This window comes from Streptomyces sp. AK08-02, from assembly GCF_033795085.1.
In the GTDB taxonomy this organism is placed as follows: Bacteria; Actinomycetota; Actinomycetes; order Streptomycetales; family Streptomycetaceae; genus Streptomyces; species Streptomyces echiniscabiei.
In genome coordinates this window covers 24,223-38,152 of sequence record NZ_JARAZV010000012.1, presented here as the reverse complement: position 1 = coordinate 38,152, position 13,930 = coordinate 24,223, and the positions used below count along the sequence as shown (strand labels likewise).

Genomic DNA, 13,930 nt, shown 5'->3' with positions numbered 1-13,930 from the left:
ATCCGTCATAACCACCTCCCGGACGGGGTAGGGGGAGGGTCGGCACGGACGGACGAGACGGCGGTCGGGACAGCTGTCGGGACACCGAGGGGGACTCTGTGCGTCAATGGCCCACGCCTCCGGCGCTGTTGCTCGGCGCCGCACTCGCCCTGGTCGGCCTGCTCCTGGCGACCGTCCTCACCGACGGCTCCCAGGACCCCGCCGCCCCGGAGAACACCACGGGGAACACCCGGTCGTCCACCTCCGCCCCACCGGACCCGGACGACGACAGCGCGGCCCGACCCCCGGCCCGGGTACCCGCGCTGTGGCCCACCCCGCGCAGCGTGCGTCCCGGCCGGGGCACGGTGCGGATCGGCGAGACGGTGGCACTGCACGCCGACTCCGGGACCGACGCGGCCACCCTCGACACGGTCGCCCGGACCCTTCGCGAGGCCGGCGTCCACCAGGTCCGCTACGGCGACCGCGCACAGCGGAACGAACTGCTCCTCACCATCGCCTCCAAGACCGGCCAAACCTCTGACGAGACGTCAACAACCCTTGAAACCCTCGGATTTGAGCCAGGCAAGGCGCTTCCGCCGTCCGGCTACGTCCTCGCCGTCGGACCCGACGACAAGGGCCGCCCGCGCATCGTGCTCGCCGGCGCCGATCCGGCCGGCGCCTTCCACGCGGCCCAGACACTGGCCCAGCTGGTGCGTCCCGTCGGCTCCTCCGCACCCCGCGCCGAACTGCCCGTCGTACACATCCGCGACTGGCCCGCAACAGCGATCCGGGGCATCGTCGAGGGGTTCTACGGAACCCCCTGGACCCAGCGACAGCGCCTGGAACAGCTGGACCTCGCGGCCCGCTGGAAGCTGAACACGTACATCTACACGCCCAAGGACGACCCCTATCTGCGTGCCCGCTGGCGCGACCCGTACCCCGCCTCCCGGCTGGCCGTGTTACGCGCCCTGGTCCAGCGGGCCACCGCCGACCACATCACCTTCGTCCACGCCGTCTCCCCCGGCCCCACCGTCTGCTACTCCTCCCCCGGCGACACCGCCGCGCTCACCCGAAAGTTCGGGCAGCTCTGGGACATCGGGGTGCGGGCGTTCGCCGTCCCCCTGGACGACATCGACATCAGCCGCTGGAACTGCGCCCGCGACCAGTCGGCGTACGGCACCGGCAAGGCCGCCGTCGCACGCGCGCAGGCCGATCTCCTGGGCCGGGTCCAGCGCGAGTTCGTCGCCAAGCACCGGGGTGCGGCGCCGCTGATCACCGTGCCCACGGAGTACACGGGAGCCCGGTCCAGCGCGTACAAGCGGACCCTCGCCGCCCGGCTCGACCCGGCCGTCACCGTGATGTGGACCGGCGCCCAGGTCGTCTCCCCCACGCTGCGCACCGCCCAGGCCCGCGAGGCCCGCGGCACCTATGCCCACCCGGTGCTGATCTGGGACAACTACCCGGTCAACGACTACACCCCGGGCCACCTTCTGCTGGGCCCCTACGAGGGCCGCGACCGCACGCTGCCGGGCACGGTCGCCGGCCTCACCGCCAACCCGATGAACCAGGCCATCGCGTCCGCCCCGGCCCTGTTCTCCCTGGCGGCCTACACCTGGAACCCCGAGAGATACCGCCCCGAGGCCGCCCTCGACGCGGGTCTCGCCGCCCTGGCCGCCGGTGACACCCGCGCCCTCACGGCCCTGCGCGCCTTCGCGGACGTCAACCGCGCCTCCCGTGTCAACGCCGTACAGGCGCCGGGACTGGCGGCACTGACGACGGCGTACTGGCGGGGCGGCGCCGCCGCCGAGAAGGCCCTGCGCACCCGGCTGACGGTCCTGGCCGGGGCCCGTGACGCGGTCCCGGCCGCCTTCCGCTCGGCGGCGTCACCGTGGCTGGCCTGCGCGAGCGACTGGGCACGGGCCGCGCTGGGCGCGATGGCCGTCCACGAGGGCGGGGGCAGCCGCTCCGAGGTCCGGGCCCTGCGCGCCGCGGCCCGCGCCCACACGGTCATCGACTGGCAGGGCCGTGCCCGCGAGGTCGAGGTCGGTGCGGGCGTCCTGGACACGTTCGTGGCCCGTGCGCTGAGGGAAACGTGAGAGGTGCCCGCCGATGACCGGCGGGCACCTCTCACGCATACCGCTCCGTACCGCTTCGCACTACTTGTTCAGGTACGTCCAGAACTCGTCGAACGACAGGAGCTTGTCGCCGTCGAGGTCGCGGGAGGCGATGATGACCTCGGCCACGGACTCGGTGACGTTCCAGTCGCCCGCCTGTGCCAGGGCGGTCTTGAACTCGGCGGCCGTGATGACCCCGTCACCGTTCGTGTCGATACGCTCGAACTGCTTGCGTGCTTCCTCGATGTCCGCCACCGGGACCCGCCCCTTCATGTACGTACTGCTGACGGGGTCAGATTAGCTGGCCAAGTGCGCGCGCAGCGCCGCGCCCACCCACGGGGTGAGATGTCCGGTGCCGTCAGCGATCATGTTCGTGAGTCCGGGCCTTCCGGTGGGTGGGGACCTGAGCGGCCGGGAGGGGCACCGTGGGAGAAACGCTGAAGGACATCCTCGACTCCGTGGCGCGGGGTGTCTTCCCGCCCCCCGACGGCCGTACGACCGTCGTGCCCCAGGCCGCGCACCGCGACGCCGGGGTCCTCGCCTTCACCGCGCACGCGGTCGTCTTCACCGACGAGGACCCGGACTGGGTACGCCGGACCCTGGCCGGCGTCGACAGCGACGCGCTCTCCGCGCCGATGAACCCGCGTTTCCTGACCGCCCTCATGGACCGTACCGGCCGCTCGAACGAGACGATCGACCTCCTCGCCGTGGCCTCCCCGCTTCAGGGTGATCCCCCATTGACGCTGACGGAGATCGACGATCCCGGTCATCACCGGATCACCCGGGCGCACCGGCACCGTGACGACGTCCGGGTGTGGGCGGCCGACGGCGGGATCCTCATCCTCGGACACGGGGTCGCCGGCCGACTGGAGGCCGCGGTGGAGGTGGCGGAGCCGGTACGGCACCGGGGGCTGGGCCGCGCGCTGGCGTCGGCCGCGCGGCAGCTGAGCGGTGGGGAGCCGGTGTGGGCGCAGATGGCACCTGGGAACGCCCGCAGCGTGCGGGCGTTCCAGGCGGCGGGGTTCAGGCCGGTGGGCGGCGAGGCGCTACTGCTCGCAGACTGAGCGGCTGCGTCCTCAAGGGGCGCGGGGAACTGCGCGACAAGCCCCCACCGGCCCGCGGCAGAACGGACCACCTACACACCCCTGCCTACCCGGCGGAGCGGCTCAGTGCCAGGCCTCGAAGTGCGGGTTGCTCTCGCAGCCGCTCATGATCTCGACCTTGGTGGTCTTGTTCACCGGGCAGACGCCGATGATGTACTTCCGCTCGATACCGCCGGGGAAGGCGACCTCGACCTGGTCGGCCCACTTGTGGGTGTCGCCGATGGTCTTGTTCACGTCCACGCCGCCGGGGGCGTCGATGTAGTAGTTGTAGCCCGACTTCCACCAGGTCTTGTACAGGTCGTGGTCGTACGTCGTGGAGACGTACGGGGAGGGCTGGTTGACCAGGACGTACTTCTCGATGTCGTACTGGCCGTTGACGACGTCCCTGGGCTTGAGGCCCTCCGCGAAGACGATCTCGGGGCCTCGGCCGTCGCTGCGGTAGAGGGTGCCGCAGGTCTTGCGCCAGACCGGCTCGGGCGTGATGCGGTCGACGTCGACGCGGCGGTCGACAGCGGCCTTGACGGGGTCGTCGAACTGGGGACAGGTCGGGGCGGCGGCCCTGGTGAAGGCCCTGGTGAAGGCGTTGCCGGCGGACTTCGGAGCGGCGACCGGGGGTGTGGCGGCCGAGGTCGCGAGGACCGCTGCCAGGGAGAGGGTGACGGCAGCGGTCCGCCGCCGCAGGCGAGTTGTGATCATGGGTGCACCCTGTCGGGTCTGCGGCGGCGGGTCGGGGATCATCACTCGTTCGGCGGCGTGTCACCTGCCGTGGTGAAGGTGGGCCAACTGGCGTCGGATCAGCGGAAGATGCCTGTGTGGCCGAGTGAATAGCGGCCGGGCTGGGGGTAGACGGCGAGACCGTGCGGGCCCCTGCCCACATGGATGCGGGCGATTTGCCTCCCGGTACGCGTGTCGACGGCGTACACCTCGGCGTTGTAACGGCCGGACAGCCAGAGGACCTTGCCGTCGGCGGAGACGCCGCCCATGTCGGGGCTGCCGCCGTCGGGCAGATGCCACTTCTTCGTGACCTCGCCCTTGGCGAAGTCGAAGACGGAGATGGTGCCCTCACCCCGGTTGGACACGTACATCTCGCGGGAGTCGCGGCTGACGTACAGCCCGTGGGTGCCCTTGCCTGTGGGCAGGAGGGTGGGCCTGGTGAATTTGTCGCCGTCCAGCACCCACATGCCGTCGGCCATCATGTCGGCGACGTAGAACCGTTTGCCGTCCGGCGAGATCTTGACGTCCTGCGGCATCGCGCCCTCGAACGGCAGCTTCTGCTGTCCGACGACCTTCATCTTCTCCGTGTCGACCTTCAGCAGTTCGCCGCTGAACTCGCAGGACACGATGAAGTACCGGCCGTCGAGGGAGAAGTCGGCGTGGTTGACGCCGTAGCAGCTGACGGGGACGGTCTTGGCGACCTTCATCGTGTGCGGGTCCCGGAAGACCAGCTCGCGGTCGAGGGAGGCCATGACGACGGCGTATTCGCCGTTCGGCGTGAAGTAGAGGTTGTAGGGGTCGTGGACGTCGACGGGTTCGCCCGCCTCCCCGGTCCTCGGGTCGATGGGCGTGAGGGTGTGCCCTCGGTTGTTGTTGACCCAGAGGGTCTTCAAGTCCCAGGAGGGCACGACGTGTTGGGGCTGGCGCCCGACGTGGATCGTCTCGACGACCTCGTACGTCTTCGGGTCGATGACGGAGACGGTGTCGGACTCGGTGTTGGGCACGTAGACGCGGGACGGGAAGTCCCGGACGACCGGGGAGAGTCTGTTCGGCCGGTCGGCGGCGTAGACGTCACGGGGGTCGAGGACGGGTGGCATCCCGGGCAGCCCCTGGACGAGGGGTTTGGCGGGTACGGCGGGCCTGGCGGGCCTCACCGTGCCGAGGGCCCGGTGAGGCCGGTCCGGGGCCTCGGTGCCGCAGCCGGCGAGTCCGGCGAGGAGGGTGAGCGCTGCCCCGGTGACGAGGGCGCGGGTGATGGCGGTGAGGGGCATCAGGTCAGCAACTCCGTGGTGGTCACCGCGCGCAGGCCGCGACGGTCGAGTTCGTGGAGGAGGCCGGGGAACGCGGCGACGGTGTCCGCGTATCCGAAGTGCAGACTCACGATCGATCCGGCGCGGACGCCGGCCATGACGTTGCGTACGACGGCGGGGGCGCCCGGCGAGGTGAAGTCGAGGGGGTCGACGTCGTACGACAGGACGTGCGGGTAGCCGGCCCGGCGGGCGAGCCGTTCGACGAGCGGGGAGGCGCGGGGTGCGCGCGAGGGCCTGAACCAGGTGCCGATGGACCCGGTGAGCCTCTTCAGCCGCTCGGCGCACCCCCTGATCTCGGCATCGGCGTCCGCCTCGGGCATGTCGTTGATGTCGAGGTGGCGCAGGGTGTGGTTGCCGAGTTCATGACCGCCGTCGAGGATGCGGCGAGCGAGGCCGGGATGCGCGTCGAGCCAGGTCCCGACGGCGAGCACGGTGATCCGGGAGCCGTGTTTCTCGGCGGCGGAGAGCAGGGCGTGGGCGGTGGCGGGGTCGCCGTTGCCGTGGAAGGTGAGGGCGACACGGGGACGGTCTCGGGGGCCGTGGGGGATCTGGGCGGGGTAGCGGAGGAGCGGGGCAGGGGCGGCGGCGGGGGCACGGGTCGCCGGGGTACGGGACGGGAGGGCGGCGGCACCGCCGGTGCCGGCACCGCTCGCGCACCCGGTGGTCAGCACCCCCGAGGCGACGATCCCGGCGCCCGCGCGCAGCACTGCCCGGCGGTCGGTCGTGGTCACCCGACCATTTAAGGGGGGTTGGTGCAGAAAACGGCCGATTAGCCCGATCGGCGGCCCGCCCATCCCGCCCGCCGCCCCCGAACCCCGGTCTACCGGTCGGCGACCCGCATCTCGAACCACGTCGTCTTGCCGCGTGGCAGCAGGTCGACGCCCCATCGGTCGGAGAGCTTGTCCACCAGCATCAGTCCCCGTCCGCTGATGTCCATCTCCTGGACCGGCATCAGACAGGGCAGGCCTCGCGAGGGGTCCCGGACCTCCACCCGGATCCATCCACGGCGCCGGTGCATCCGCAGGCCGAACACCCGCGCGCCGGTGTGGCGGACCGCGTTGCCGACCAGTTCGGAGACGAGCAGGACCGCGTCCTCCGTCATTTTGGGGCTCAGTCCCCACTGACGCAGCACGATGACCTGGGCGAGGCGGCGGGCGGTGGCGGCGGACTCGGGGCGGGACGGCAGCGGAACCTCGGCTTCCGTCGGGTTTCCGAACAACTCGAGCGCCTTGAGTGCCCGTTCGTCCTCGACCGCAGGCGACCACCGCGCCGCCGTCGCACGGCCGTGTCCCCGCGGCTGTTCCATGCCCTCCAGCCCCGCCATGCCCCCATCATGGCCGTCCACGCCGCCCTCGGGGGCCGTTCCGGAGGAATACGCCCCCCGGAACGCGTCATTCCGAATAGACCGTCCGGCATATGTCGTTGGCATTTCGGCGACTTCCACAGCCTCATTGACCTGCGGCGGAAGCTCACTTTCAGGCAAGCGACAGGCCCCCTCGTCAACACAGGCTCAAGGCTGGCTCAAGGCTCCCATAAACCGCTCCTTCGAGGGACCCGTAGAAGACAACGCGTCAACCGCGAGTACCTTGGCGGAACCCACGGAACTCACGGAACTCACAAAGCCCGGGGAAATCGGCGGAGGTCAGAGGAACTTCGCCTTGCCGGGGCCCTCCTCCACGAAGCTCCGCATCCCGATCTCCCGGTCCTCCGTCGCGAACAGGCCCGCGAACCAGTTCCGTTCGATCGCGAGCCCCGTCTCCAGGTCCGTCTCCAGACCCGCGTCGATCGACTCCTTGGCCGCGCGCAGTGCGATCGCCGGTCCCTGCGCGAGCTTCGCCGCCCAGGCGTGCGCCTCGGTGTACACGTCGGCGGCCGGCACCACGCGGTCCACCAGACCGAGTGACAGTGCCTCGTCCGCCTTGACCATTCGTCCGGTGAAGATCAGGTCCTTGGCCCTGGAGGGGCCGATCAGCCGGGAGAGCCGCTGCGTACCGCCCGCGCCGGGGATCACTCCCAGCAGGATCTCCGGCTGACCGAGTTTCGCATTGTCGCCGGCGATGCGGTAGTCCGCGCAGAGCGCCAACTCGCAGCCGCCGCCGAGCGCGTAGCCGGTGATCGCGGCGACGACGGGCTTGGGGATACGGGCGACGGCGCTGAAGGAGTCCTGCAGGGCCCTGGACCGGGCGACCATCGCCGCGTGGTCCATGGCCTGCATCTCCTTGATGTCCGCGCCGGCCGCGAACACCTTCTCCCCGCCGTACACGACGACCGCCCGTACGTCGTCCCGGCGGGTGGCCTCCTCCGCAAGCTCCTTGAGGCGGTCCTGGGTGGCGACGTCCAGGGCGTTCATGGGCGGCCGGTCCAGCCGGATCGTGCCCACACCTTCGGCGACTTCGAGATTCACGGTCATGGATGCAGGTTAACGGCGGCTAACGACAACGGGCCCGGTGCGGTCGGTCACACCGGGCCCTCGACTACGTACCGGGATTACGCCTACCACTTGTCCCAGGACATGTTCCAGACGTTGAGGCCGTTGGCCGGGTCGACGATCCGGTCGTTGGAGTTCTTCACGATCACCACGTCGCCGATCATCGACCGGTTGAAGAACCAGGCCGCCGCCACCCCGCTGTCGTAGCCGCCGCGCACGTCCCGCAGGCCGATGCAGCCGTGGCTGGCGTTGTAGTTGCCGAAGGCGTCCCCGCCCCAGTAGTTGCCGTGGATGAAGGTGCCGGAGTCGGTCAGGCGCTGGGCGTGCGGGACGTCCTTGATGTCGTACTCGCCGCCGTAGCCGACCGTCTCGCCGTTCATCCGGGTCACCTCAAGGCGCTCGGTGATGACCATCTGGCCGTTCCAGGTGTCGTAGCCGGGCTTGCCGGTGGTGACGGGGATGGTCTTGATTACCTTGCCGTCCCGTCGTACGACCATCTTCTTGGTCTTGACGTCGACCGTGGAGACCTGACTGCGGCCGATGGTGAAGGAGACCTGCTTGGCCTGCTTGCCGTAGACGCCGGGGCGTCCCTCGACGCCGTCGAGGGCGAGGGTGACGGTGACCTTCGTGCCCGGCGCCCAGTACTTCTCCGGGCGGAAGTCGAGGCGGTCGTTGCCGAACCAGTGGCCCTTGACGTCGACGGCCGGCTCGGTCTTGACGGTGATGGCCTTCTCGACGTCCTGGGGGTGCGTGATGCCCCGGGTGAAGCGGACCGAGAACGGCATGCCCACGCCGACCTTCGAACCGTCCTCGGGCGTGAACGTACCGACGAACGTGTTCTTCGGGGTGAGGGTGGTGAAGGAGGACTCCTCAGCCGCCGTACGGCCCTCGGCGTCCTTCGCCACCACGTGCACCTTGTACGTGGTCGACGCGGCGAGATGCGTCGCGGGCGCCCACTTGGTGTCGCCGGCGGTCAGCGCGCCCGCGACCGCGTTGCCCTTGGAGTCCTCGACCTTGACCTCGGTCAGCTTGCCCTTCGCGGCGCTGACGTTGAGCGCGCCGCTGGTGTCCACGGACTTCGCGCCGTCCTTGGGCGCGATGGTGACGACCGCCTGTGACTGCTGGGTCTGCGCGGTGGTGGAGTCCTTGCCCTTGGGCTTCGCGTCGTCGGACCCGGAGTCCGAGCCGCCGCCCCCGCCGCACGCGGTGACGGCGACGAGCACGACACCGGCGAGCAGCGCCAGCGGCCCGCCGCTCCCCCGTATCCCGCCTTTCCGTGCCCCACCCCGTCGTGCCGCAGCCGAAGCCCCCGATATCGGTCGCGTGTTCAAGCTGGTCTCCCCTCCCCGTGGCCTGGTCCAGGCCCGCTTCCCCGGCGCGTCCCACGCACCCGGGCGCATATTAAGCACAAGGTCATACCCCCCGGCGGCCCCGGAAGGTCACTGTTTCGTCCCAACATCATCAGATTGTCGGACGCGACTGTTCACATGATTCCAGTGACCGTCACTGCTCTCCGGCGACCGCCGCTTCCGGTAACTCCGGTAACTCCGGGCTATTTCACGGCAGTGCCCGCCCGCCACTCCTTCCAGTCCATGTTCCAGCCGCCGAGGCCGTTGTCGGGAGCGACGTTCTTGTCCTTGCTGTGGACGACCTCGATGACGTCGCCGACCAGGCTCCGGTCGAAGAACCAGCCCGCCGGACTGTCCGAACTGCCGCCCTTCACATCCTTCAGCCCGACGCAGCCGTGACTGACGTTGGTGTTGCCGAAGGCGTCCGGCGCCCAGTAGTTGCCGTGCAGGAAGGTGCCGGAGGTGGTCAGCCGCATCGCGTGCGGCACGTCCGGGATGTCGTACTCGCCCCGGCCGTCCTTCTTCTTGAAGCCGACCGTGGCACCGTTCATCCGGGTCAGCTCCAGCATCTCGGTGACGACCATCTTCCCGTTGTACGTCGTCGACTTCGGCGCCCCCGCCGTGATCGGCACCGTGGCGAGCAGTGCGCCGTCGCGCCGCACCTCCATGGTGTGCGCGGTGGCGTCGACGAGCGAGACCTGACTGCGGCCGACGGTGAACGTGAACGTCTTGCGCTGGATCCCGTAGACCCCCGGCGCCCCCTCGACGTCCCGCAGCGCGAGGTCGACGGTGACCTCGGTGCCGGGCGCCCAGTACTCCTCGGGCCGGAAGTCGATGCGGTCGTCGCCGAACCAGTGCGGGCGGATCTCGACGGCGGGCTCGGCGGTGACGTGGATCGCGCGTTCGACGGCCGCGCGGTTGCGGATCCCCCGGTTGAACTCCAGTGACACGATCATTCCGGTGCCGACGGTGGCGCGGTTCTCCGGGACGACGTATCCGATGAACCGCTCATCGGGCACATACGTGGTGAAGGTCGTGTGCCGGGCCGAACGGCGGCCGTGCGCGTCGAGCGCCACGGCGTCGACCGTGTATCTGGCGGCCAGCGCGAGCCGAGCGTCGTCGGGCCGCCAGGACAGCCCGTCCTCGGAGATCCGTCCGGCCACCGCCGACTCCTGCGCGTCCTGGGCCCTGACGACCTTCACCGACTCCAGGCGCCCGCTGGGCACCCGTACGAGAAGGGGGTTGTCGGGGCGCACGGAGCGACTGCCGTCGTCCGGCGAGACGCGGATCACGTCCATCGGTGCCCGGGGTTTCCCGAACACCGAATCCACCCCTCCCACCCCCTCCGAAGTGCAGCCGGCGGCTCCGGCCAGCAGTCCTGCCCATGTCAGTACGGCGGCCAGCCCGGCCCTCGCGCGCCGAGCGCGCCCAGTTACGTGCCTCACGCTGACCCCAACGACGCGGCCCGCCCCGGGGAAACGTGAGTGCGAGCCACGCTCTGGGCAGAACAGGGGGGAGAAACGACGCGAAGAGCGACGCGACAGGTCTCTGCGGCCGGGACGCCGCACACTTGTTCTCGTTGTGCGGGCTGCGTTTCACTCGTTCCACCCGTTCCACGAGTCGCGGGAGGCGGAGAGGTGTCCAGCGCAGCCGAGCAGAAGGCGGTCGCGAACGAGCGCGCCGTCGAGGAGAGGCGCCCCGAAGCCGTGTTGCCAGACACCGACGTCACCACCGGCGTCACCACCGATGCCCCCACCGAACCCGCGCTGAACGGCGCGCCACGCCCCGCGCTGCCCTACGTACCCGTGTGGCCGGGGACGCCCATGCCGCTGGGCGCGCGTTTCCGCACCGGGCCGGACGGGGTGTCGGGCACCAACTTCGCGCTGTGGGCGGGCGGGGCCGAGGCGGTGGAGCTGTGCCTGTTCGGCCAGGTGGAGGGAGGGGAGGCAGGCGGCGGGGAGACGGAGACCCGCGTCCCGCTCACCGAACTGACGCACGAGATCTGGCACGGCTTCGTGCCCGGGGTCATGCCGGGCCAGCGGTACGGCTACCGCGTGCACGGCCGCTGGGACCCCTGGACCGGCGCCCGCTGGAACCCGGCGAAGCTGCTCCTGGACCCGTACGCCCGTGCGGTGGACGGCGATTTCGACCTGCCCCCCGAGGTGTACGGGCATGTCCGCGACTGGCCCCAGCAGCAGGTCGCGGACACCGTGCGCGACGACCGGGACTCGGCGCCGTTCGTCCCGAAGGGCGTCGTCGTCCACGACGACGCCCCCGACGACGAGTGGGCGGACGACCGCCGCCCGAAAACGCCGTGGGCGGACTCGGTGATCTACGAGGTCCACGTCAAGGGATTCACGAAGCTGCACACGGGCATCCCCGAGGAACTGCGGGGCACGTACGCGGGCCTGGCCCATCCGGCGGCGATAGAGCACCTGACGAAGCTGGGCGTGACGGCGGTGGAGCTGCTGCCGGTGCACCAGTTCGCGCACGAGGACCACCTGCTGCGCCGGGGCACGAAGAACTACTGGGGCTACAACTCGATCGGCTACTTCGCCCCGCACGCGGGCTACGCGGCGACGGGTACGGCGGGCCAGCAGGTCGGCGAGTTCAAGCGCATGGTGCGCGCCCTGCACGCGGCGGGTATCGAGGTCATCCTCGACGTGGTCTACAACCACACGGCGGAGGCGGACGAACACGGTCCGACACTGTCCCTGCGGGGCATGGACAACCGGGGCTACTACCGGCTGCAGAACGACGCACGCCGCTACACGGACTACACGGGCTGCGGAAACACGCTCCACGTCGTCCAGCCGCACGTACTGCGCCTGATCACGGACTCGCTGCGGTACTGGGTGACCGAGATGGGGGTGGACGGCTTCCGCTTCGACCTGGCGGCGGCCCTGGCCCGCTCGATGCACGACGTGGACATGCTCTCCCCCTTCCTCGCGGTGATCGCCCAGGACCCGGTGCTGAGGCGGGTGAAACTGATCGCGGAGCCCTGGGACGTCGGTTCGGGCGGCTACCAGGTCGGCGCGTTCCCACCCCTGTGGACGGAGTGGAACGACCGCTATCGCAACGCGGTACGTGACTTCTGGCGGGGCGCGCTGCCGGACGTACGGGACCTCGGCTACCGCCTGTCGGGGTCGAGCGACCTGTACGCGTGGGGCGGCCGGCGCCCCTACGCCTCGGTCAACTTCGTCACGGCGCACGACGGTTTCACGCTCCGGGACCTGGTGTCGTACGAGCGCAAGCACAACGAGGCCAACGGGGAAGGGAACCGGGACGGTACGGACGACAACCGCGCCTGGAACTGCGGCACGGAGGGAGAGACGGACAACGAGCACGTACGGGCGCTGCGGCGACGCCAGTTGAGGAACCTGCTGACAACCCTGCTGCTGTCGACGGGCGTTCCGATGCTGGTCGCGGGTGACGAACTGGGGCGCACCCAGGGCGGCAACAACAACGCGTACTGCCAGGACAACGAGATCAGCTGGCTGGACTGGAGCCTGCTGGAGGACCCGGGCTGGCGCGCGCTGACCGAACTGACGGCCCGCCTCGTCGAGTTGCGCCACCGGCACCCCGTCCTGCGCCGACGCGCCTTCTTCTCCGGCCGGGCCGACTCGGCGGACGGCCTTCGGGACCTGGCCTGGTTCACCCCGCACGGCACGGAGATGACGGAGGGCGACTGGTACGCGCCGGCGGCGACCCTGGGCATGTACCTCTCGGGCCGCGACATCCCGGGCCGCGACGCCCGGGGGGCGCCGATCGTCGACGACAGCTTCCTGGCCGTGCTCCACGCGGGCGACCGCCCGACGAGCTTCGTGCTGCCGGGGGCGCCCTGGGCAGACCGGTACGAGGTCGTCGTGGACACCTCGCGGGAGGAGCAGGGAGAGGCCCCGGGGGTCGAACACCGGGCCGGGGAGGAGATCGGGTTGCCGGGCCGGGCCGTGCTGTTGCTGCGGGTGGTGGGGTGAGGGCGCCTGCCTGAGCGGGGTGTCACGGCCGGGGTGTGTCGAGTGCCTGGAGTGTCAGGTCGCGTCGGTACCAGGTGCCTGGCCTGCCGCCGACGTCGGCCGGGTCGGCCGGACCGACCGGGACGAATCCGGCGTTGGTCAGCACCTTCCGGGACGCGGCGTTCTCACGGGCCGCGGCCGCCGTCAGGGTGCTCAGGCCGTGCCGCGACGCCGCCAGCCCGCACAGTTCCCTGACGGCCGCGGTCGCCACGCCGCGGCCGGCGACCCGCTCCGCGACCCGGTAGCCGAGTCTGGCAGTGCCGTCCGCCAGGTCGTACAGATTGAACCTGCCGTGTACCGAGCCGTCCTCGGCGACAAGCAGGTAGAAGGCGCAGCTGCCGGCCTCCTGCTCGGCCAGCAGGGCGTCGTACCTGTCGGCGAACCGGTCGAAGAACTCGTCGCCGCGGTCCGAGACCGCGGCGGCGAAGTAGGCGCGGTTGGCCAGCTCGAAGGCCAGGACAGCCGGCGCGTGACCGGCGTCCAGCAGCGTCAGTTCTGACATCGCCCGACCGGCGAACCCGGCGAACCCTGTCTCACGTCGTCGTCGAGGAGGCGGAGCAGTACGGCGGCCTCCGCCCGGAGCCGTGCCGCCCGGTCGGCGTGCGCGGGCGCGGTCAACTGCGCTGCCGCGTCCAGCCGTTCGGCCGCCTCGGCGCGTACGACGTCCAGCACGGCCTCCTCGCTCAGCTCGCGCCGGGCCGCTTCGGTGGCGCCGGCGCCCACCGGCGACAACTCGATTGCCCCGCCGCGCGGTTCGGCTTCGTCGACGGGCACCGCCTCGGCGTTGTCCAGCGCCCCGAGTGTCGCGCGCAGGGCACTGACCGCGACCTTGTCACGGGCGCGCATCGCTTCCGGCAGGGCCTGACGTATACGAAGACGTAAAGACATGCGCCCGACCCTATGGCGGCGTCACGGGA

Annotated in this window: 13 protein-coding genes; 3 read left to right on the top strand and 10 right to left on the bottom strand. The window is 70.8% G+C overall.

All coding sequences use genetic code 11. The features are described from left to right. The first annotated feature begins 98 nt into the window (after nt 1-98). Nucleotides 99-2,075: a beta-N-acetylglucosaminidase domain-containing protein gene (locus PV734_RS24915; RefSeq protein WP_319094966.1), complete on the top strand. Its 1,977-nt coding sequence runs from the start codon at nt 99-101 to the stop codon at nt 2,073-2,075. 60 nt (nt 2,076-2,135) lie between these two features. Here PV734_RS24915 and PV734_RS24910 read toward each other — a convergent pair whose 3' ends face one another. After that, complete coding sequence (locus tag PV734_RS24910; protein WP_307626949.1) at nt 2,136-2,348, bottom strand: EF-hand domain-containing protein; 213 nt, start codon at nt 2,346-2,348, stop codon at nt 2,136-2,138. Between the two features lie 170 nt (nt 2,349-2,518). On the opposite strand from PV734_RS24910, the gene PV734_RS24905 reads away from it, so the two are divergent. Further along, a complete protein-coding gene (locus PV734_RS24905; RefSeq protein ID WP_319094965.1) occupies nt 2,519-3,157 on the top strand; it encodes a GNAT family N-acetyltransferase in 639 nt (212 codons plus the stop codon). 102 nt (nt 3,158-3,259) lie between these two features. On the opposite strand, the gene PV734_RS24900 is transcribed toward PV734_RS24905, so the two are convergent. The 7 genes from PV734_RS24900 to PV734_RS24870 form a co-directional block, all read right to left on the bottom strand. Further along, the gene (locus PV734_RS24900) at nt 3,260-3,892 is read right to left on the bottom strand and encodes an ADP-ribosyltransferase (RefSeq protein WP_319094964.1); all 633 of its coding nucleotides are present in this window, start codon (nt 3,890-3,892) and stop codon (nt 3,260-3,262) included. 98 nt (nt 3,893-3,990) lie between these two features. Continuing rightward, entirely contained in the window at nt 3,991-5,181 is a 1,191-nt protein-coding gene (locus PV734_RS24895) for a hypothetical protein (RefSeq protein WP_319291955.1), read from the bottom strand. Continuing rightward, nucleotides 5,181-5,951: a polysaccharide deacetylase family protein gene (locus PV734_RS24890; RefSeq protein WP_319094962.1), complete on the bottom strand. Its 771-nt coding sequence runs from the start codon at nt 5,949-5,951 to the stop codon at nt 5,181-5,183. Before PV734_RS24890 ends, PV734_RS24895 begins: the two co-directional genes overlap by 1 nt. A gap of 89 nt (nt 5,952-6,040) precedes the next feature. Beyond that, nucleotides 6,041-6,544, bottom strand: coding sequence for an ATP-binding protein (locus PV734_RS24885; protein ID WP_006375339.1), 504 nt, complete (start codon nt 6,542-6,544; stop codon nt 6,041-6,043). A gap of 318 nt (nt 6,545-6,862) precedes the next feature. Further along, nucleotides 6,863-7,630 carry an enoyl-CoA hydratase/isomerase family protein gene (locus tag PV734_RS24880; protein ID WP_319094961.1) on the bottom strand — a complete coding sequence of 256 codons (768 nt, stop codon included), beginning with the start codon at nt 7,628-7,630 and terminating at the stop codon, nt 6,863-6,865. 83 nt (nt 7,631-7,713) lie between these two features. Next, nucleotides 7,714-8,979 carry a L,D-transpeptidase gene (locus tag PV734_RS24875; protein ID WP_415924262.1) on the bottom strand — a complete coding sequence of 422 codons (1,266 nt, stop codon included), beginning with the start codon at nt 8,977-8,979 and terminating at the stop codon, nt 7,714-7,716. A 221-nt stretch (nt 8,980-9,200) separates the two neighbouring features. Beyond that, complete coding sequence (locus PV734_RS24870; RefSeq protein ID WP_319291951.1) at nt 9,201-10,442, bottom strand: L,D-transpeptidase; 1,242 nt, start codon at nt 10,440-10,442, stop codon at nt 9,201-9,203. Between the two features lie 192 nt (nt 10,443-10,634). Here PV734_RS24870 and glgX point away from each other — a divergent pair, with 192 nt between their 5' ends. Then, nucleotides 10,635-12,974, top strand: coding sequence for a glycogen debranching protein GlgX (gene glgX / locus PV734_RS24865; RefSeq protein WP_319291949.1), 2,340 nt, complete (start codon nt 10,635-10,637; stop codon nt 12,972-12,974). Between the two features lie 22 nt (nt 12,975-12,996). On the opposite strand, the gene PV734_RS24860 is transcribed toward glgX, so the two are convergent. After that, nucleotides 12,997-13,515 carry a GNAT family N-acetyltransferase gene (locus PV734_RS24860; protein WP_319094958.1) on the bottom strand — a complete coding sequence of 173 codons (519 nt, stop codon included), beginning with the start codon at nt 13,513-13,515 and terminating at the stop codon, nt 12,997-12,999. Continuing rightward, a complete protein-coding gene (locus PV734_RS24855; protein WP_319095230.1) occupies nt 13,503-13,859 on the bottom strand; it encodes a hypothetical protein in 357 nt (118 codons plus the stop codon). The genes PV734_RS24860 and PV734_RS24855 overlap by 13 nt, the downstream gene beginning before the upstream one ends. Between the last annotated feature and the right edge of the window lie 71 nt (nt 13,860-13,930).